This is a genomic window from Prevotella micans F0438, from assembly GCF_000243035.1.
GTDB classification, from domain to species: Bacteria; Bacteroidota; Bacteroidia; order Bacteroidales; family Bacteroidaceae; genus Prevotella; species Prevotella micans.
The window spans coordinates 720,219-740,796 of the sequence record NZ_JH594521.1 but is presented as its reverse complement, the minus strand read 5'-3'; the positions used below and the strand labels follow the sequence as shown (position 1 = coordinate 740,796).

At 44.7% G+C, this 20,578-nt stretch carries 19 protein-coding genes, 1 tRNA gene and 1 other RNA gene; 5 read left to right on the top strand and 16 right to left on the bottom strand.

Annotation, left to right across the window (positions count from 1 at the left end):
- Positions 1-4: 4 nt before the first annotated feature.
- Positions 5-1,000 (bottom strand): NAD(P)H-dependent glycerol-3-phosphate dehydrogenase, encoded by a 996-nt coding sequence (locus HMPREF9140_RS03075; RefSeq protein WP_006951681.1) that lies wholly within the window; start codon positions 998-1,000, stop codon positions 5-7.
- A 115-nt stretch (positions 1,001-1,115) separates the two neighbouring features.
- The gene (gene lysS / locus HMPREF9140_RS03070; RefSeq protein ID WP_006951680.1) at positions 1,116-2,855 is read right to left on the bottom strand and encodes a lysine--tRNA ligase; all 1,740 of its coding nucleotides are present in this window, start codon (positions 2,853-2,855) and stop codon (positions 1,116-1,118) included.
- A gap of 259 nt (positions 2,856-3,114) precedes the next feature.
- Between lysS and HMPREF9140_RS03065 the strand changes: the two genes are divergently transcribed.
- Positions 3,115-3,612 carry a zinc ribbon domain-containing protein gene (locus HMPREF9140_RS03065; RefSeq protein WP_006951679.1) on the top strand — a complete coding sequence of 166 codons (498 nt, stop codon included), beginning with the start codon at positions 3,115-3,117 and terminating at the stop codon, positions 3,610-3,612.
- A 2-nt stretch (positions 3,613-3,614) separates the two neighbouring features.
- Here the strand turns inward: HMPREF9140_RS03065 and tsaA are convergent, their stop codons facing one another.
- The 10 genes from tsaA to rnpB form a co-directional block, all read right to left on the bottom strand.
- Complete coding sequence (gene tsaA, locus HMPREF9140_RS03060) at positions 3,615-4,271, bottom strand: tRNA (N6-threonylcarbamoyladenosine(37)-N6)-methyltransferase TrmO (RefSeq protein WP_006951678.1); 657 nt, start codon at positions 4,269-4,271, stop codon at positions 3,615-3,617.
- Positions 4,272-4,384: 113 nt separating this feature from the next.
- Entirely contained in the window at positions 4,385-5,050 is a 666-nt protein-coding gene (locus HMPREF9140_RS03055; RefSeq protein WP_006951677.1) for a hypothetical protein, read from the bottom strand.
- Between the two features lie 54 nt (positions 5,051-5,104).
- Positions 5,105-5,893: a glycosyltransferase family 2 protein gene (locus HMPREF9140_RS03050; RefSeq protein WP_006951676.1), complete on the bottom strand. Its 789-nt coding sequence runs from the start codon at positions 5,891-5,893 to the stop codon at positions 5,105-5,107.
- Complete coding sequence (locus tag HMPREF9140_RS03045) at positions 5,890-7,164, bottom strand: glycosyltransferase family 4 protein (RefSeq protein ID WP_006951675.1); 1,275 nt, start codon at positions 7,162-7,164, stop codon at positions 5,890-5,892. Before HMPREF9140_RS03045 ends, HMPREF9140_RS03050 begins: the two co-directional genes overlap by 4 nt.
- A 34-nt stretch (positions 7,165-7,198) precedes the next feature.
- Complete coding sequence (locus HMPREF9140_RS03040; RefSeq protein WP_244858979.1) at positions 7,199-8,050, bottom strand: DUF6261 family protein; 852 nt, start codon at positions 8,048-8,050, stop codon at positions 7,199-7,201.
- A 1,176-nt stretch (positions 8,051-9,226) separates the two neighbouring features.
- Positions 9,227-9,297 (bottom strand) — tRNA-Cys (locus HMPREF9140_RS10455).
- A 93-nt stretch (positions 9,298-9,390) separates the two neighbouring features.
- The gene (locus HMPREF9140_RS10130; protein ID WP_006951672.1) at positions 9,391-9,579 is read right to left on the bottom strand and encodes a FeoB-associated Cys-rich membrane protein; all 189 of its coding nucleotides are present in this window, start codon (positions 9,577-9,579) and stop codon (positions 9,391-9,393) included.
- An 18-nt stretch (positions 9,580-9,597) separates the two neighbouring features.
- The gene (locus tag HMPREF9140_RS03035) at positions 9,598-10,008 is read right to left on the bottom strand and encodes a YkvA family protein (protein ID WP_006951671.1); all 411 of its coding nucleotides are present in this window, start codon (positions 10,006-10,008) and stop codon (positions 9,598-9,600) included.
- A gap of 39 nt (positions 10,009-10,047) precedes the next feature.
- Positions 10,048-10,473: a hypothetical protein gene (locus HMPREF9140_RS03030; protein ID WP_006951670.1), complete on the bottom strand. Its 426-nt coding sequence runs from the start codon at positions 10,471-10,473 to the stop codon at positions 10,048-10,050.
- A 74-nt stretch (positions 10,474-10,547) separates the two neighbouring features.
- Positions 10,548-10,940: RNase P RNA component class A (rnpB, locus tag HMPREF9140_RS10020), an RNA gene on the bottom strand.
- 295 nt (positions 10,941-11,235) lie between these two features.
- On the opposite strand from rnpB, the gene HMPREF9140_RS03020 reads away from it, so the two are divergent.
- From HMPREF9140_RS03020 to HMPREF9140_RS03005, 4 genes are all read left to right on the top strand, one after another.
- Positions 11,236-12,705, top strand: coding sequence for a trypsin-like peptidase domain-containing protein (locus tag HMPREF9140_RS03020; protein WP_006951669.1), 1,470 nt, complete (start codon positions 11,236-11,238; stop codon positions 12,703-12,705).
- A gap of 208 nt (positions 12,706-12,913) precedes the next feature.
- A complete protein-coding gene (locus HMPREF9140_RS03015) occupies positions 12,914-13,735 on the top strand; it encodes an outer membrane protein assembly factor BamD (RefSeq protein ID WP_006951668.1) in 822 nt (273 codons plus the stop codon).
- 25 nt (positions 13,736-13,760) lie between these two features.
- Positions 13,761-14,096: a DNA-directed RNA polymerase subunit omega gene (locus HMPREF9140_RS03010; RefSeq protein WP_006951667.1), complete on the top strand. Its 336-nt coding sequence runs from the start codon at positions 13,761-13,763 to the stop codon at positions 14,094-14,096.
- Positions 14,097-14,105: 9 nt separating this feature from the next.
- Entirely contained in the window at positions 14,106-14,558 is a 453-nt protein-coding gene (locus tag HMPREF9140_RS03005) for a DUF4293 domain-containing protein (protein WP_006951665.1), read from the top strand.
- An 85-nt stretch (positions 14,559-14,643) separates the two neighbouring features.
- Here the strand turns inward: HMPREF9140_RS03005 and HMPREF9140_RS03000 are convergent, their stop codons facing one another.
- From HMPREF9140_RS03000 to HMPREF9140_RS02985, 4 genes are all read right to left on the bottom strand, one after another.
- A complete protein-coding gene (locus HMPREF9140_RS03000) occupies positions 14,644-15,942 on the bottom strand; it encodes a DUF2851 family protein (protein ID WP_006951664.1) in 1,299 nt (432 codons plus the stop codon).
- A gap of 122 nt (positions 15,943-16,064) precedes the next feature.
- On the bottom strand, positions 16,065-17,822 hold the full coding sequence (locus HMPREF9140_RS02995; protein WP_006951663.1) for a M6 family metalloprotease domain-containing protein: 1,758 nt from the start codon (positions 17,820-17,822) through the stop codon (positions 16,065-16,067).
- 815 nt (positions 17,823-18,637) lie between these two features.
- Positions 18,638-19,411 (bottom strand): lysophospholipid acyltransferase family protein, encoded by a 774-nt coding sequence (locus tag HMPREF9140_RS02990; RefSeq protein WP_006951662.1) that lies wholly within the window; start codon positions 19,409-19,411, stop codon positions 18,638-18,640.
- A complete protein-coding gene (locus HMPREF9140_RS02985) occupies positions 19,408-20,574 on the bottom strand; it encodes a metallophosphoesterase (protein ID WP_006951661.1) in 1,167 nt (388 codons plus the stop codon). Before HMPREF9140_RS02985 ends, HMPREF9140_RS02990 begins: the two co-directional genes overlap by 4 nt.
- Positions 20,575-20,578 lie beyond the last annotated feature (4 nt).

The following is a 20,578-nucleotide window of genomic DNA, read 5'->3' as shown; positions in this document are numbered from 1 at the left end:
CGTTTTATCTAAATGAATCTGTTAAAAGTTTTATTTCGATTTGCGGACTGATGCGCTCGTAGAGGATGTTGTAAACGGCGTCGAGAATTGGCATGTCGACGTGCAGATGGCGATTGATCTCTTTCATGCACTTTGTACCGTAATATCCTTCGGCTATCATTTCCATTTCCATCTGGGCCGACTTCACGCTGTAGCCTTTTCCTATCATTGTTCCAAATGTTCGGTTACGACTGAAGTTGCTGTAGCCCGTGACGAGCTGATCGCCAAGATAGACACTGTCGGTCATCGACCGTTGAATGGGATTAATTGCGTTCAGCAGGCGTTCCATTTCCTGCATAGCATTAGACATGAGTACGGCTTGGAAATTATCACCATAATTCAGTCCGGAACAAATTCCAGCTGCGATTGCGTAGACGTTTTTGAGAACCGATGCGTATTCGATTCCGATAACGTCAGGCGACACTTTGGTTTTCACGTAATGTGACGCGAGAGCCTGCGTCATTGCCTGCGCTTTCTCGGTGTCTGTGCATCCCACAGTGAGATAGGTTAATCTTTCCATTGCCACCTCTTCGGCGTGCGACGGACCTCCGATAACGGCCAGATTTTCGTCAGGCACGCCATGAATTTTTCGGAGATATTCGGTGCATACAAGATTTTCTTCGGGTACGATTCCTTTTATGGCTGTGACGATGAATTTGTCGCGCAGTTTCGCCTTGGTTTTCTTAAGTAAGGATTTGAGATAGGGCGAAGGGGTGACAAAAATGAGCGTATCATAGTCCTGAATGAGTCTATTGATATCCGACGACAGGGTTACTTCGTTCAAATCGAAGTGCACACTTGTTAAATAAGCCGGGTTGTGTTCCAACCGACGAAAATCTTCAATTTTATCGTCGTGCCTGAAAAACCATCCGATGTGGTGCGTGTGTTCAACCACAATTTTGGCTATGGCCGTGGCCCAGCTTCCGCTTCCGATGATTGCTATGTTTCCGACATCGTACATTTTCTCTCGTTGAAACTTTTAAACTTAAATGAGTTCGGGCTATCTCTCTTGTTGCGGTTTGTTTTGCCTGAACTCCTTGGAAGATGTTGGGTGATGCGTTATCCTTTCATTACTATCAGTTTCGGCTGACTGCTGTTTCAATCCATTTTTGGATGGTGTCGAGCGATGGTTTCTCGTATTCGAGTTTGTATTTCTTGTTTATCTCGCCCAATTTCTGCTGTAAACCTTGTGCTTTCTCGTCTTTTATGTTCTGGATGAGATTGAACCCGGCTTTTCTTAGAACATAAACCCAATTCTCTGGTACTCCAATCTCTGCCCATTCCTTGATGCTACTTTGCGGAATTTTCGATTCTGGTTTCATCTGGGGAAATAGCATAACTTCCTGGATATATTCTTTGCCGGTCATGAGCATTACGAGTCGGTCGATTCCGATTCCGATTCCCGACGTGGGCGGCATTCCATATTGCAGGGCACGCAAGAAATCCTGGTCGATTATCATAGCTTCGTCGTCGCCGTTATCGGCCAGTCGCATTTGTTCGATGAAGCGTTCTTCCTGGTCAATTGGATCGTTGAGCTCGGAATAGGCGTTTGCCAGTTCTTTACCGTTCACCATTAGTTCGAACCGCTCGGTTAGGCCTGGCATAGAGCGATGTTTTTTGGTGAGTGGCGACATTTCAACGGGATAATCAGTGATGAATGTGGGCTGAACGAACGTTTCTTCGCAAAATTCGCCGAATATTTCGTCAATAAGTTTGCCTTTCCCGAAACTCTGGTCGATTGTTACCATCTTCAGCTCGTTCACGGCTATGTTGCGTATTTCTTCTTCAGATTTTCCATAGAGGTCGAACCCGGTTTTTTCTTTTATTGCCTCGAGGATGGGTAATCGGCGGAAGGGTGCTTTGAAACTTATAATAGTCTCGCCAACCTGTACCTCGGGACTACCGTTTACGGCTGTGCAAATTTGTTCTAACAGTCGTTCGGTGAAACTCATCATCCAATTGTAGTCTTTATACTGCACATAGAGTTCCATACAGGTGAACTCAGGGTTATGGAACCTATCCATTCCTTCGTTTCTGAAGTTCTTTCCTATTTCGTAGACACCTTCGAAGCCTCCTACGATGAGTCGTTTCAGATAGAGTTCGGTAGCTATTCGCATATACATGTCTACATTCAGCGCATTATAGTGTGTTACGAACGGCCGCGCACTAGCTCCTCCGGGGATGCTTTGCAGTGTTGGTGTTTCCACTTCGGTATAGCCGGCCTCATCGAAAAACCGACGCATAGTTCGCAGTACGGTTGCGCGTTTTTCGAATGTTTCTTTAATGCCTTCGTTAACGGCCAGATCGACATATCGCTGGCGATAGCGTTGTTCGGGGTCGTCAAACTTATCGTATGCCACACCATCCTTATATTTCACTATCGGCAGGGGTTTGATACTCTTGGATAGCAGTGTGATTTGCTGTGCATGAATAGAGATTTCGCCCATCTGGGTTTTGAACACGAAGCCTTTTATGCCTACGAAATCGCCTATATCGAGGAGTTTCTTGAAAACAGTATTATAAAGTTCTTTATCGTCGCCGGGGCAGATGTCGTCGCGAGTAACGTACACTTGTATGCGTCCACGACTGTCTTGAATTTCAGCAAACGACGCCTTGCCCATAACTCTGCGGCTCATCAATCGGCCGGCAATGGTAACTTCACGCTGCTCACCTTCAACAAATTCACTTTTTATATCTATGGAATATGCATTAACCGGAAATTCTGCGGCAGGATAGGGTTCTATTCCGAGTTTACGAAGCTCCTGCAAACTCTGACGGCGCACAATTTCCTGTTCTGACAGTTCTAAAACATTCATGTTTGGGATTAAATTGGATGTTATTCTGTGTTGTGTGATGCAAAAGTACTAAATAATTTCAGACGGCAGCCCGTATTCGCCTAACCTCCGAGCTGGCAGAAACTCTGCCACCAGAATCTCCAGCAACACATCTACATATTCTTAAGCCGATCTCACATTACACATATCCTCCACCATACCTTCCCCCGAACCGGAAGAGCATTTTTGATTAGTCGTGGCTTTTGGTGTAACTTTGCCCGCAAATCAAACCGAAAAATGTATGAAATGCCCGGAATGTAACACTGAAATAAACAAGAATCAGGAAAACTGCCCCAATTGCGGCGCACCGATTCACAATAACCAAGACGAGGAACCAACAATCGGAAAAGGAATGGTGATTTTCATTATCGTTGGAACCATTTTCCTGATTGCTTTCGGAGCATATTACTATAGCATGCACAAAAACGACCCAGACATAACACAAACGGCAATCGAACCCGACTCGAACCTCGCAGAGAAAAACGCACCCAAACTAGATACCATCAAGGTTGACACCATCTCGAAAGACTCCATAGACAAACAGGAAAAGAAACAGGCTGAGAAGATTCTCAATAGCGTACGCGGACGGTATCGCAGTGAAAAAAATGCAGATGGTGACAACGATGAACAATCTGAAACATCGGAAACCGAGGCCAAACCAAAACGAAACAACAACGAAGTCGTAGAAATGGCACCCGTGATTCAGAATCCGAAAGTTGAATCGGTAGAAACCGAATAGGTCTACACTACATCAACAACCGTCAACAACCCATCCTCAACCCTGAACTGAATATCCCTGCCCACAAAAGGCATCCCATACACACGACCTGCATCCTGCTGATAGCTCGGACGCGGGTCGTTTTTCAATACAGCCTCCAGTGCACGGACATCTGTCTCGGAAAACAAACGGCGATACTTCTCCGGAATTTCAACCCGAAGCAGCGACCAAGCATGACTGTCGGTGAACCCTCCACGAGCCGAAGGATGACTATCGACCGAGGGAAGATAGGGTTTGATATCGAAAATCGGAGTGCCGTCCATCAAATCGGCTCCCGCAACATGGATGCCCTCGGGAGCTATTCTCACAATGCGCACCGATGACAATCCCAATCCATTAGGACGGAAAGGGGAACGCGATGCAAACACGCCTACCCTAATGTTTCCACCGAGTCGCGGAGGGCGAACCGTGAGCTTTTCGGAGGAACGAATGGCCGAAAATCCCCAAATCAACCACAGAAAATCGAAATCTTCCAAACCTCTAATCGCTTCCGGCCGATTATATTCCGGTTTCAGCACGATTACTCCTCTCAACTCGTCGACCACGCCGCTCTGTCGCGGTACTCCAAACTTGCTCGTGAGGGGCGAACGAAAAAAAGCTATAGGCGAAATTGTTTTCATGCGGCAAAGGTAGGTTCACTCGTCCAACAACAGGTGCTATTACGAGAAAACCCGACTCTCGGTTTGCCTTGAAACCGAAAGTCAGGCTATTTATCATTGCGCAATCTCTTGGATTAGCTCTCTCTGAAAGCTTTCTTGGCTGCCTTGCCTGCGCGATTCACGTTGCGGGCAAATTTGCGACTGCCTTGTCCCACACCTTTGCCTACTTTCTTAAAGAATTGACCAGCCGATTTCACTTTACGCGAAACAAACTGACCGGTTCCGGAGGCAGCTTCACTTAAACCATCTTTGATTTGCTTGGCTTCAGATTGCCGACTGCAGTTTGTTTGCTTATCACATTGTGTACCATTCTGCCTGTCGCATGCCTTAGTATTCTGACAGTTGGCGTTTTGCTTATCACATTGTACACCATTCTGCTTATCGCATGCCCTAGTATTCTGACAGTTGGTATTTTGCTTATCACACTGTACACCATTCTGCCTGTCGCATGCCTTAGTATTCTGACAGTTGGCGTTTTGCTTATCACACTGCGCGCCATTTTGCTTGTCACATGCCTTACCTTTCTGGCAATTGGTGTTTTGCTTATCACACTGCGCGCCATTTTGCTTGTCACATGCCTTATCATTCTGGCAATTGACCTTCTGCTTATCGCAACATTCTTTTGTTTCAGTTTTCGAACAATTGCTCTTCGCGCAGCTTGTGGCGTTGGTTTGCGCATTCATCACTGCTGAAAAACTCAATGCAACCATCAGTAGGGCTGCTCTCATTACCTGTTTCATTGTTTCAATCTTTTTTTTACGTTAAACATTTGAAGATTTCGGAAGCCAATGCACTTATGCTCGCCTCCGTATTATTTTTCTAATCACGAACCAGAGATGGAACATCAGCGTTACAGGCATTCCATAGTGCCGGTTCATTATTTTGAAGCGTTCTTTGAGAGATTCTTTGTGGTGGATGGTGGTCTGGCCTTCCTGCATGTAGTTTGCTACGACGGCATGTATGTTTCTCAGCAGGAGATGGCGACGCTGTCCTTCTTTCATGATTTTGATACACCAATCCACGTCGGCCGAGTATCTATATTCGGTGTCGAATGGAATCTCGCGGGCTATGTCAGTACGGGCGTAGAAGGCTTGATGACAAACCAGCATTCCGTGCCTGAACGATTTCCACGTTAGCTGCTCGGGAGGAGAGAGTGGACGATGATAGAGAAAGTTACCTTTCGCGTCGATGATGTCGGTATTGCCGAACAGCACAGCAGGAAGGTCTTCGCCATCGCCTGCTTCAGCTGCGAGCATAACGTGTTCGAGAGTATCGTTTTCGGGCAAACTGTCGCCTGCATTGAGGAACACTATATAATCGCCCTGTGCTTTGTTGAGTGCTTTGTTCATGGCGAAATATATTCCATCATCGGGCTCGCTGGTTATTTTGATTTCGTGTCCATTATCGTTTTCGTCCGACAGTTTCTTATAGTCTTCGGCTATCCGGAGGGTGTCGTCGGTCGATGCTCCATCGATGATAAGGTGTTCGATGTGCGGATAGTCTTGTTGCAACACGCTATTGAGCGTTGGCTGCAGCACTTTCTGAGCGTTATAGGTTATGGTGACGATTGAAAATGTGATCATTTCGACTTGTTTTTCTTGGTTATTGCCTGATAATATACCTCGATGTATTGCTTTGCAACGGACTGTTGCGAGTAGTTTCTATGTACTTTCTGCAGAGCTTCCCGAGATAGTTCAGCGTAGTTGGCCTCGTTGAGAACCCAATCCATTCCCTGTGCCAAATCGTTTGTATCGCGTTCTCGGGCAACGTATCCGTTAACGCGATGGTCTATCATTTCAGGGATGCCTCCAACCTCGAAACCCACGCATGGAACGCCACATGCCATCGCCTCCATTATAGTGTTCGGCAGATTATCCTCGAGCGACGGCAAAACGAACACATCGGCAGCGTTGTAAACGTTTATTATCTGCCGAATATCTGAAACATATCCCAGCAAATGTGTAGGCAGAGCAAGTTGTTCAGCGAGCTGTTCGGCATCCGAACCGAGTATGGCTATCGTAATGTTTTGCTTCATTTCGGGATGCCGAGCTACCAGCTGTCCGATAGCTTTGATGAAATAGTCGATACCTTTCCGCTTATCGGTAACCCGTTGCGAGACGAAGAGAATTATTTTGTTCTTCTCAGGCAGTCCGAGCATTTTGCGCGCCATCAGTTTATTTTGCGGTTTAAACACCTCGGTGTCTATCGGATTTGGGATGCTCGTAACCGTTTGTCCCTTGAGCAACGAACTCTGCCGTGCCTGTTCGCCAAGCCATTTGCTACATGTTACGAAGCTGATTTGATTTCCGTCCAGCGCCTTCTTCTTTCGCCGCCATACAACTTCCGACAGGTCGTTTGCATGACCGCCGCCGGGCAGTAGCATACAGTTTCCGCACCGGTTCATGAACCCCTCGCAGCCATGTGCATAATGGCAAATCGAACTCGCCGGCCACAGGTCGTGCATCGTCCACACAACCGGCTTGCCCGATTCGAGGATTCGCCTTATCCCTCCAATCGACAGCATCCCCTGGTTTATCCACGAAAGATGAATCAAGTCGGCCTCCCGAAATTCGACAAGCTTCGTTATGTCGGTTCCGACGTTGGCGATGTCTAATTCAAAAAGATGCCGGCGCGAGAAATTCAGTTTGCAGAAGATGCACCATCTTTCCCACAGTTTGCTCCATTTCGTTTTGAGAGTTCTCGGCAGTTCGATAACGGTTGAGTCGTCCACGGTTTTGTCGCGCACGAGCATCCGCGCCTCCACGCCATTGTTGTTGAGTGCATCTTTGAGTCGGTTGGCCGCCAATGCAGCCCCTCCGGTTTTCTGACTTGTATTGATGATTAGAACTCTCATTACTTGTTTTTCTGCGGGCAAAGATAGAACGATTTTATGGAATGCCGCCCGTTGCATCCGGTCCATCGCGCCCCTCTCCATAGGACGTCATCTCTTCTCCCGACTCGTCATATAATTCGTCGCCGGGCGATATTCTCTCTCTCGGTCTATCGTAATATCCGCCGTCAGATGGTGATACTTCCGCCCCCTTTGCAACCAATTTCGAGGAAGAAGAATCTACCATTTGGGCCGATGCATTCAACTCTCCAGACGCCAACGAGTCCGATTCTGAATCATTTTCCGATGAATCCACATCCGAAGATGCCAACGAAGTCGAATCCGAATCGAGCTCATCTGCATCCGATTCCGCCTTCTTTCGCGCCCGTCTTTTCTGCGCTATACTTTCATTATAGCTCCGTCTGAAATCGCCCACAAGCTGGTTAATCTCATCCACCAACGCCTCAATCGACTGCCGTTCTGCCTCGGTCTCGGCAAATGCGTGGGCCGCCGCAATCTTATTCAAAACGAACGCATAAACCTCATCCATCATCGGCCGAACCTTATACGTGGCCGTGTACAATTTTCTGGCGTCCGCTCGATGAAGCCACGCTGCATCGTACTCCCGACTCACCTTTTCCAGATCATCGACCGCCACCTTTATTCCAAGCCGTTTCAAATCGGCCTCTTTCTCGCGGAAAGCCGACACCATGCTACAAATCATAGAACTTTTATGTTCACGACCTCGAGCCTGCAAGCCCCTAAACCGACGCACAATGACCTTCAGTCGCTCGGCCGAATCACGAATCTCAAGACTTCGCGAACCACACTGCGTACGAATCACATTGAAAATATAAGTCACCAGCTCCACCCTCTGCGCATCGAGCGTTCCCAACTTCTGAGTAAGCATAACGGTGTTCGTCTTTGGCCCCGTTATCATTGCCATATCAATGAGCCTCCGCCACTCGGCCATCACCTCATCGCTTATGTGCAGACGAGCGCGATCAATTCCCCCAATGAAATCATACATGCGATCGTGAAACGCGATGTAGTATCCATTGGTAAACTTAGAGCTGTGACTGCCTCGAAACTTAACCTTCTTCGGTAATTCAATTGTCATTCCCATATCACCTACTGTTTAATTATCCGAAACGCATCTATTTTACCACTCCGAAAGTCATCCGCCCCTTCGTCACGTTTCGTTTCTGGACTGCAAGTTAATCATTTTCTTTTTCATTGCGTTACTGAAGTATTCATTTTACAATTATTATTATTTTATTTATAACTATAAACACTAGATTATATTAAAATATCTTTTCCGGAAAGTACTGAAATATCCAATTATATAAAAACAATACTTACAGAAATTCCGTAAAGACTATTTTGCTATAAAATAGTCTTTCAGCATATTCCATAAATATATTTTTATTACAAAACAACATTTCAGTATATTCCGTAAATAATATATATTAAAGATAATCCTTACGGAATCTATTGAAAATATATTTTAAACCAATACAGTAAATAAATAATATCTTGAATAAATGATTTAATCAAAAATCATTCTTCAAGAATATACTCGAAATGTATTTATATCTAAAATAATAATTATGGTATATCCTGAAGATATGATTTAAATCAAAAAAGTATTTCTGTAATTTACGTAAAACATATTCTAATATGATACTATATTCTAGTAAGATATAGAAATAATATTTTAAAGTAATATAGTTATTAAGTAATCTACTGAATAATATATAAAAGACTGATGGGTGTGACACACACACTTATTAGACTTACACCAATACTTTGCAACTGCAAAAACACTCCTACTCATCCAATAACCCACACAGCTAAATTTCAAAACACACATGTATCAAACATGCCAAACCATATCTTATGTGAGTTCTATATAAAATAAACTCAGACCAGAACGTGCCACTCTCCAATTCCTGCCAACTTGAGCGATAGATAACCTGCATGTAGGGACAGACCCCGTGTATGTTCGATACACACGCCAACTCGGTCTACCGACCGTATAACAAAAGAGAGCATATTGGAAAACCAATATGCTCTCTTTGAGAAGAGGTGCCTAGCGGAATCGAACCGCTCTACACGGTTTTGCAGACCGTTACCTAACCTCCCGGCCCAGGCACCATGTTTATAAGAAATTATGTGAAGATGTCTTTCACGGGTTCCCTATGAACGAATGCAAAAGTAAGAACTAAAATCAGCTTCCACAAGCTTTCATCAGATTTTGTGGTGACAAGCGGGCTTCATCATCCCCGTTCGATGCTGGTTTTTGAGCAATTCCTTACGCATGGAACAGCCTGTACATCCGTGACATGGATTGTTGTTTGTGAATGTTTGTCGGAGTCTGCGGATGACGTATATCATAGCCATCAGCAGCACGACACCGATGAAAATGTACTGCCACATAGAAAAAGAGGGGAGTTATTAAACCGGGGTATCAGATGGATCTTCTGTGAAAAGGTTACCGATTACGGCTTTTGCTTCGTCTTCGTCGAACCAGGCAGTGAGTTTGTCGTAAGCTTTCTTTTTGATGTCTTCGCTCACGTCGCCCCATATTTTATGCAGAACATAGATGAGCACGGCTAAATCGTCACCGAGTCCGGCAATTGGGATTGCGTCGGGCATCACGTCGAGCGGAGAGATGAGATAGCCTAGGGCGCCGATGATGATAGCCTTGTCTTTGACCGACACTTTGTCGCTCTCGAGTGTGTAGTATAAGATGAGCGCTGCATAAACGAGCTTTGCTCCGGCCCGCTTGGCTATTCGTTGAATCTTGTCGATGAATGCTTTTTGCGAGAACTTACTCTTGTACTGTTGAAAATCGGGTAGTTCCATAGTTTATGAATTTTAATTGTGTGATGTATTGTTTTGTTTTCAGAAAGCCAGCACCTTGTCTACATAGTCCTTAGCCTGTGGGTAGTCGCGGTTGACGTTTCTTATTCGGTTACGCACGAGGAATTTCATCAACACTCGATAGACAACAAATAGTACAATACCTATTCCAATGGCCAGTAGAACATTGAGAAATCCTTCAAAAGGAAGCTTCTCTTCAGGAAACGCCGAGATAACAAGGATGGGTAATGAAAGGAGTATTCCTGCGACGGTGTATCTGGAACGCTCCGTGCCCTCACTGTCGAGTGCAGCTTGATAGTAAAAAAGGTAGTCGGCGAGCTCCTGTTCATCCATTTCTGTAGGCATCTGTGGGAAACCGGGCTCATCGTTGTGATTTCTGATTTTATTTTCAACCCTGTGCTGGAAATCGTCAAGGGTTGTAACATAGCGTTCTTCCAAATCTTTCATTATTTACGAGTGTTTGATTTATCACCATTTCTCCCCTGCCGAATGATTGGCAGGGGAGGTTGGTGAACTAAAAAAAGAGCAGTGTTCCTATAAGCCGGGTTCTGTTTCTTTCTCTTACGAGGAAGATGCCTGTCATTTATCTAGCCACCAGGTTGCCCTAGATGGTCAATAGCATTCTACCCTCCGTTGTGACAGTGCTCAGGCGGGTCGCCTTCAAACAACGGTTTACATGAACTTACAGCTCCTGACTGGCACGGCCAAACGATCGCCCGTTTGCCGGTGGTCTCTTACACCGCCTTCTCATCCTTACTGCCTTTCAGCAGCGGTTCTTTTCTTCTGCCTACATCTATTGTCGCCAATAGCTTCCCTTTCGGAAGCAGGATACCCTATGCTGCCCGGACTTTCCTTTGATGAAAATAATATTGATAACAAAAATCTAATCATCAACGACAGAGCCGGAACACTGCTTTTGAGGTTTGCAAAGATAGGGTTTACAAGAATAATGCCCAAATACGCCCTTTGTACTTCCCTCTGTATAGGGCATTTCAATAAAACGAATGCAAATTTCAGGAGCAATCTAATTAAGGGCCGTTAAGCTGAAAATTTGAACTGTTAAATACGAATAAAGAAAACCGACAGATTGTCAGGAGCTGTTCTTTTGACTCTATTTTTGCAACCGATTCAAGCAACAACTTGCCTGAATAGTAAGAATAGCTATCATGGTTCAGGTTAACAAAAATCATCAATAACAATTTGTTTAATATGAATAAGACATCAAAGTATCTAATCATTGCTCTGTGCGTCGTTGCACTGGCATTCTCAACAGGAGCTTTCATCAAAGTGTATGCAGCAAAGACTCCTGCAGCAATCCCCGGGCAGCCGGTCGATCTAACCTTCGCTGCCGAAAAAGCACTACCGGCAGTGGTGCACATCAAAAACACTCAGAATTCAAAGACACAGACCGTTGAAGTGCCCGACGATCCGTTCGGATTCTTCGACCCATTCGGATTCTTCGGAAACCCGAATCAAGGTAACGGAGGAGGAACGCGCAGACAGCAAGTACAAACCCCCAAAAGAGAAGGAACTGGCAGCGGAGTAATTATCTCGACCGACGGTTACATCGTAACGAATAATCATGTGGTAGATGGAGCCGACGAAATTACCGTGACCTTGAACGATAACCGCGAATTCTCGGCACGTGTCGTTGGAACCGATAAGAAAACCGACCTCGCCCTGCTCAAAGTCAATGCTAAGAATCTGCCAGCCCTACCAATCGGCGACTCCGACAAACTCAAAGTGGGAGAATGGGTCATTGCAGTTGGCAACCCGTATAATCTTAGCTCAACCGTGACCGCCGGAATCGTCAGCGCAAAATCGCGTGGACTCGGTGCATCGCAAGATGGTATTGAAAGCTTCATTCAAACCGACGCTGCCATAAACCCCGGTAACTCGGGCGGGGCACTCGTAAATACACAAGGAGAACTCGTTGGAATCAATGCTATGCTCTATTCGCAAACAGGCTCGTATGCCGGCTACGGATTCGCCATTCCAACCGTCATTATGAACAAAGTTGTAGACGATATAAAGAAATATGGAAGCGTGCAACGCGTTATGCTAGGCATTGAAGGTGGCGACGTGCTGAACTATATCAACGCGCAAAAAGAAAATGGTAAGGAAGCCGACCTAGGTACAAACGAAGGAGTGTATGTGGCCAAAGTGAAAGACGACACTAACGGCTCTGAGCTCGGACTGCAAACTGGCGACGTGATTATAAAGATCGACGGAAAGAAAGTAAGCAAAATGTCTGAACTCCAACAGGCTCTCAACAGCAAACGCCCGGGTGACAACGTTTCCATAACCTATCTAAGAAAGAAGAAAGAAATCACTAGAACCATAGCCCTCAAGAACGCTCAAGGAACAACAAAACCGATTGAGCAAGCCGATATCGATGTCCTCGGCGGACAATTCCGCCCAGTGACCGATGCCCAGAAGCAGCAGCTCAACATCAACTATGGACTCGAGGTAATCAAAGTGAATAATGGCGCCCTCAAACGTTCGGGCATCAACCGCGGTTTCATAATCCAGCGCGCCAACGACGAAACGATAAACTCTATCGACGCTCTTCAGAAAGTGGTCAAAGTCGCATCTACAAGCAAAGACCCCGTACTCTACATCCAGGGCGTTTATCCAACAGGTAAGAAAGGTTATTTCGCAATTCAACTCGTTGAGTAACTCTCTCCTCTGTTTAAATATTATCAAGCATCTCTACCTAACTTATCGTATCGAAAGTGAATAAAGGCAGAGATGCTTTTTGTGTTTTAGTCTTTAAATAAAGTTCGCTCAATGAACGCTCAGCCTACATATCTCGCAAGAGACTGTGGAAAGGGCTGCTTCTTTAGTTTATGTATTAATGTTTACCTTTGCGCCGTAAACTTATGATATGAAAAAAATTCTCATAACCCTTTCTACAATATTGCTCCTAACGGGTTGTGCCGAGGAATATAACATGGTCTATCGAACGACAGACTACGACTATAAATATGAATTTGCAAAGGAATGTTTCGCACGTGGGAAATACACTTTTGCCGTTCCGCTCCTACAAGAATTAATCACAATCGAGAAAGGAACCGACAATGCCGAAGAATGCCTGTTCATGCTCGGTATGGCTGAGTTCGGAATGAAAGATTATGAGACGGCGTCGGAAATTTTCAAGAGATATTATCAAACCTATCCACGTGGACGATATGCCGAAATGGCTTCCTACTATATCGGGCTAAGCCTATATGAAAGTGCGCCGGAACCACGGTTGGATCAAACACGAACCGTTACCGCAATTGCCTCATTTCAGGATTACATGGACCTCTTTCCCAGCGGACGAATGAAAGAGCAGGCACAGCAAAGATTGTTCGAGCTGCAGGATAAGCTAATCAAAAAGGAATATCTCAATGCAAAGCTCTATTATAATCTCGGATCGTATTTCGGCAACTGCACCAGCGGCGGTAATAATTACGAGGCCTGCATAATCACAGCACAAAATGCACTGAACGATTATCCCTACAGTAGTCTGCGCGAGAACTTTGCGGTTTTAGTAATGAAAAGCAAATTCGAACTTGCACAAATGAGCATAGAATCGAAACGTTTGCAACGCTTCCAAGATGCCGAGGACGAATGCTATGGATTCATCAACGAATATCCCGACTCGAAAGAAAGAGCAACAGCTGAACGATATATTGAGAGGTGCAAGGAAATAACGAAAGATTAAGAATTAAATATTAGGTATATAAATAATGGATTACAAGAAATCAAAATCGCCCGTCAATACCGTCACACGCGATGTGCAAGAATTGTGGAAAGACACGGGCAATGTTTATGAAAGTGTGGTTATCATTTCGAAGCGTGCTAACCAGATTTCGGCTGAGATAAAGCAAGATCTCAGTAAGAAACTGGCCGAATTTGCTTCATATAACGACTCATTGGAAGAGGTATTCGAAAATCGCGAGCAAATCGAAATAAGTCGCTACTACGAAAAACTTCCAAAACCGGCTCTGCTGGCAACGGAAGAGTTTCTCGACGGTCAGATTTACTGGCGTGACCCCTCGAAAGATAACGTCGAAAAAAATTAACTCCCGAAAATGCTACAACGCAAACAAACCATATACCTCCTCCTGGCTCTGGCTACCATCGTTGCTTGCCTATGCTTGCCAATAGGTTCGTTTGAGCCAAAAGGAATGGGACTTAGCAATGTGATGACAAATCTTTGGATTGTCAGAGCTGATGGTGTAACGGCATTCGACCCATGGGTACTGTTTGCCATTTTGATTGTTTGCTGTCCTACAGTACTCTTCACTATTTTCGATTATCGCAACAGGCGTCGACAGGCTCGTTTCTGCATATTCGTAATGCTGCTATTAATTGGTTGGTGTGTACTATACGCTGCTTTTTCGCAGCTGTTATTCAAGGATATGATTTTTCATGTTGGTTTTGCATCAGCCTTTCCACTGGTGAGTTTGATTCTACTGTGGTTGGCACGTAGGGCGGTTTTAGCTGATGAGGCATTGGTTCGAGCAGCAGATAGGATTAGATGAATTGTTCTTGGAATTTTATGTTATCATAATTTTTATTGGGATTGGTCGGGGACTCTTAATTAGGGTTCCCGATTTTTTTGCCCATTCATTTTGGCGAGGCAAGATATTTATAGCCAATTCGACAACGAAGGCAATCCTTTCGGTCACAATATTCGTTCTTGAGCTGTATAAGCGCTTGCGAATCGGCTGCACTACGAATGTTTATGCCTAGTTCGCGCCACATCCGCACTATTCTATTATCTTCCGCACCGATTGAGTCAAGAAAATCCATCGCCCGTTCGGCTAACTTATCGTTGCCGTTGAATCTGCCGTAAGCAAAGAACATTGGCGCAACCGTATTAACAATCATAAGCCGTCGAGACGTGAGTGACAATTGCTTGATATTTGTACGCGACGGTGCACCAAATGAATAATGAGTTTGCCAATAGGTTGTAACTCGCGTGTCAAGCAACTCGATAACCTCGTCGATGGTTTTACACTCGATAAGAGTCTGCAATCCTGTACCGCCCTTTGCATAGAGATAGGCTAGTTGCGAGATTCGAATGTGCGGGAAGTTCTGTGGTCGGAGTCGAAGGAAATGCCAGTGCGACGCATCCATCGGCGATAGATTTAACCTATGCGAAAAATTGCAATACTCACTCTGTAATAACATAAAATATTCGTCTTCCAAAGTTGCCGCCCTATTACGTTCATGCACTGCACCGATGTCGAGTAAACCAGCCTGCCCCATGAAAATCGCCTCGATTTGGACAAGATTATCCCGATGGTATGCCAGATTATTCAACGATATTCGTTTGCCCCATTCCTCGAAAGCATCACCATTTATACCGAATCCGAAATTGCGGGCCAGCGTTATAAAGTACACCGACTCCCAATCGCCGTTGCACACCTCAAGCCTCCGCTCTATTGTCTGTGTACGCTGTTCCAATCGTTCTATTTGCAAAGCATTCAGCCACGAATGCATCATGATTTCTGGCAGAGTAGAAATGATTTTATGACAGGGAGGATATTCATCGTTCGTGATTAGTTCTTCATAGTTACGACGAACGTACTCAGGCACTTCCAACTTAAGCTGTGGTAGCTGATTGCCCAATGCCGTTTGAATGTCGGTATCTATTTCCGACGCGACATGCAAAATCACGTTATTATAGCATGCATCCGTGTGATGATTATGCCTGAACCAATCAGACGACCGCTCATGAATCTCGACATTGCCAACCCACAATGTTCCACCGATTTTTATTTTAGCATTGAAAAAATCGGGCCCATTGTTGCGATTATATAGTCCCACATCAATGACTTCAACCAGCTCGCCATTAGTAGTTTTCAGTTCGTTAAGTGGAAAAAGTCTGTGTTTCCAAACGTAATGAATGAATTTTTCCATTTTGGTTTCAAGGTTATCTTAATTAATTCAGGGCAAAGTTAAGGTATTAACAACAGCAGAGCTTCGACAGTATTATAATTCTGGTCGAAGCCCTGCTGAATACTAGAGAAACGAACGCCCGTTTATTTCTTAACGAACTTCTTGTTTCCCCGAATATAAATACCTTTCGGAAGCACACTACTATCAAATCCCACGAACCTTCCATCAAGTGTGTAGAATCGATTATTGTCGAACTTCTCGATAGTTGTATTATCGATTCCCGACGGAGTATTATTCAAGAAGTTGAAAGTTATAACTCCTGTTGAAACATCCTCATTGATATTTAGAATAGGTTTTTGAAGAGTACTCTTATTGAGCGTAACATTGGTGAGCGAATTCACGCCGGATGTTCCAGGGAATGGGTCACCGGCATGACTATCTAGGAATTCATTCGAAGTATAATGTCCGTTCGGATTGCCCGAAGTCTTAACGTCATAGGCTGTGATAAGCAATCCATCAGCCGGCACAATTGTCATACCCGGTCGACCAGGAAAATCATTCACATGATCGTTCATATTAACCTCTGTCAGTCCATAGTCAACTCGATAAACCAACAATCCATGTCCGCGCATCTTCGACGCCCAACCCGTATTTTGAATATTGTGTAGAATTAGATATTCGCCTTCATTTGCACTGTTCACTTTCCGAGCTTCGCCCGATTGTAAAGTCACTGCAGCAGGCGTATCACTAAGTGTTTGAATCTGCTGCCATCCCATCACCTCTTTCTCCCATGGAGTGTAGGGTGTGGGCGTATAACCATTATCAGTGTATTCGCCATTGTCCATCAAATCCCAATATTCCATAGCTTGATTATTTATCTGCGCACCTGCATTGTAGGGATAGAAATCGGGTAGCCCCATGGTGTGCGAGAACTCGTGGCATGCAAGACCAATTCCTGATATGCGCTTGTTGGGCGGCGACTGGAATTTACGGGTAGGCGAATAATTAAGCTCACTGGTGACACAGTACCGATTAATCGTCTTGCCGCCTATCTGGAACGAGCTCCCCATACCGGCCTTGGGCCATATATCATCGCGGTTGCCGCTCGAACCTTGCGAATAGCCAGCATATACAATCATAACCAGGTCGACATATCCGTCGTTATTACTATCATAGTCTCCAAAATTAACCTGCGAATTAACCGCCGAACTAGCATCACGAATCAACTCATCGATACGCGAATCCTTAAAACTGCCCTCGTCATGACCATAATAGGCAGATGGTTTATTCAGTGTCACCGGACCTACAACATCGAACTGCGGCTTGAATTTACCACCGCTCATTTCGTTAAAATATCGACCCACGCTACCGTGATTCCGCTGTTCATTAAGAGTGTAGTTGGGCATCACACCCGTTGCGTTGAAGAAATCGTTGAAACTGCGCTGTGGATTAGGACTCGAGAACGTTGTGTCTGAAAACTGAACCAAAATAGTCAACACCTTAGGAGTTCCCGTATGCGGGAAATAGGCAACCCAGGGCGAACCAATTCCAATTTTACGATGCTCTTGCTTTTCGGCTACAGCATAGAATCTTTCAGGTCTCTGTGCTCTGATAAGTCGTCGTTCGGCCATACTTCTGGCATTAGTTTCATGCGCCAACATAGCCGACGCCTTCAGCTCACCGTTTTTCTCTACGCGAGCCACATAGAAGGCTCTTCCAACCTGTGTAAGCAACACACCGTCGATGGTTGTTTGCCAACTGAAATGTTCATCGCCATGTTGAAAAACCGTGAGCTGAGTACCGTCAGGTTGCACAAAAACAACCGGCGTAGGATCGGCCTTTACTGCCCGCCCCACAATTGCACAGGCGAGAAAACAAAGCATAAGTAGATTTTTTTTCATTGCTGAATATTATTTTTTTATATGAATGATTTCTCGGGGAGATACACTGAAAAGTGACACCGCAAAGTTAACGATAAGCCCTGGAAAACATTCTATTTATATACGAAGTCCCTTCTATTTATATACGAACTCTCTTCTATTTATATACGTACCCACTTCTATTTATATACGTATCCCATTCTATTTACTCCCGGAGCTCCTTCTATTTATATACGTACTCTCATTGTTTTCTTAACCGAGAAATTGAATTATCATCATGATGAAAAATTAGTTTCATCATGATGATACAAACGTTTCATCGTGATGATAAATTTGTTTCATCACGATGATAATTCAATTTCTCCAGTATGTCTATGATACAACTCCCTAATATAAATAGAAGGGAGTACGTATATAAATAGAATGGAATACGGAAGTAATCGCATTGCAATACGGACGTAATCGCTACTTAATACGGGAGTAAATAGAAGTGAGTTCGTATATAAAGAAATTTATTCGCACACGTATGCAATTCCAAGGGCACGCGGAAAGTGTATTTTCATAGATGGGATTCTAGTCGATTATTAAATCGCTCCCTATATATATCAGGGCGAGCTGCGCCGATTGTTGATAAGGTTTGCTTTTCCTCTCTTGTTTGTTTTATTATATCCTTTTTCTTATGGTTCCGTCTGACACGGGACGAACAAAGAAAGCATCTGAACGGTATCCATGGTGCAATGGATATATGTTTAGGAGAAGAATACGTGAAAAGGTGTATTAATCAAGTCATTTGAACAAACATATTGCAAGAAGAACGAAGTTTGAGTTGCTGATTCTTACTGGTCAGGGTTCTCTACATAACCTTGATATTCGGGAGTAAGAGAGGACATAACCGTATCGTAAGCTTCGGCTATAGTTTGTTTTTCGAATTCGGGGCCTTTTCCTTTCGGGAATATTGGTTCGTGAATGGTTAGACTCAATGGATGCCATGACGGACACCGCCAGTCGCGAGTACGCGGCATGACGTTGAAAGTACCGTTGATGGTTAGCGGACAAACGGGAAGCTGAAGTTCGTCGGCAAGGGCAAAAGCACCGCGTCGAAACTTGCCCATGTGACCCGTAAAGCTACGTGCACCTTCGGGGAACACCACAAGAGACATACCTTCTCGGAGAGTTTCGCGTGCCGTGTCATAGGTTTTTTTGATTTTGCTTGCTCCGCTTTTATCGACAAAAATGTGATGGGCGTAAGCACAGGCTGTTCCGACAAGGGGAATCTTACGGATACCTTTTTTCATCATCCATTTAAAGTTTCGTCCAAGGAATCCGTAAATAAGGAATATATCGAACGCTCCTTGATGATTGCTCACGAAAACATAGCTCTGTCCGGGTTGTAGGTGCTCGCGGCCTTCGACGCGGACAGGCAGGAAGAGGATTCTTATTGTTAGCCACGACCAGCATTTTCCGGGATAATAGCCCCAGAAATGACCATTCCCTATTGCACATCCGATGGTTGTTGTTAGAGCTGTTATTATGGATGCGATCAGGAATATTGGCATGAAGATACAGATTGTGTAGATGGCGTAAAAGGCTCTTGCGATTGGAGATTTCATTGCTTGTGTAGTGTTATTACTGTTATTTCATTGGGCATGTTGAGTCGGAAAGGAACCATACCGCCTAGTCCTGCTGTGACGTATAGGTGTCGTTGGTCTTCTTCGTATAGCCCATGGTCTTCTTTCTGGGTGAATTGTGTGGGACGGAGGCCTAGGATTTGCATTTGTCCACCGTGGGTATGCCCGCAGAGAGTTAGCTGGGCATTAGTTCTGCGGAGTATATTGCGTCGCCAAGCCGATGGGTCGTGTTGGAGCATGATAGCGAACGATTTCGGATTGATTCCTCGAATAGTTCGGGTATAGTCGGCTTTACTGGGATAGGGCGGTTTACCGTCGTTCTCTGTTCCTAGGATGACGACGGAATCTTTCTTATCCTTCGATCTGATGATAATGTTATCGTTCAAGAGTGGGTGCCATCCCATCTGTCGTTGAATGGTTATGACTCGTTGTCTGATTGTGTATTCCTTGTCGGGATCGGTTTTGAAATATCCGGCATAGTCGTGATTACCCAATACAGCAACAGTTCCTTGCATTGGCGAAAGGAATGGTTTCATTATCTCAATTTCACTAGGGTGCATGTTTTGTAAATCGCCGGTGAAACAAATGAGGTTGTGATTGATTCGGCGGATAGAATCCATTTCGGCTTTCAGGATTCGACTGCGCCAGCCTTTGAATGTTCCTAGATGGAGGTCAGAAACGTGTATAATTGTATAGCCGTCGAATGATGCGGGGAGATTCTTATAAGTTAGGTCCATTCGGTTAACTTTTATACGACTGACTCCGGCAGTTATACCATATATGTAAACGCAAATGCTTAAAGCACCTAAAATGAGACCCGCATAATGCTCGAATTTACAGCTTGTTCGTACAACAAATCGGCGCAACAATAGGCCGACGATGGAGCAAAGCACATATATGCTTTTAGAAAAGGTACATACTACGAGTAGAAAGAGATAGACATTAAGCCATGTTAGATTCAGCGGAGCAAAGTTGCGTTGAAGTGACAGCACACAAGTGAATATCATGATTACAGCGCTAGAACCCCACATAAGTACGTGCATTGGCCAGGAATGTTTGTGGGGTTTGCGGAAGAAACGAATGTAGATATAGAGATCGGAAAGGATGATTGTTGCGAGGAGAAAAATTGCGATACGAGCTACCATATAT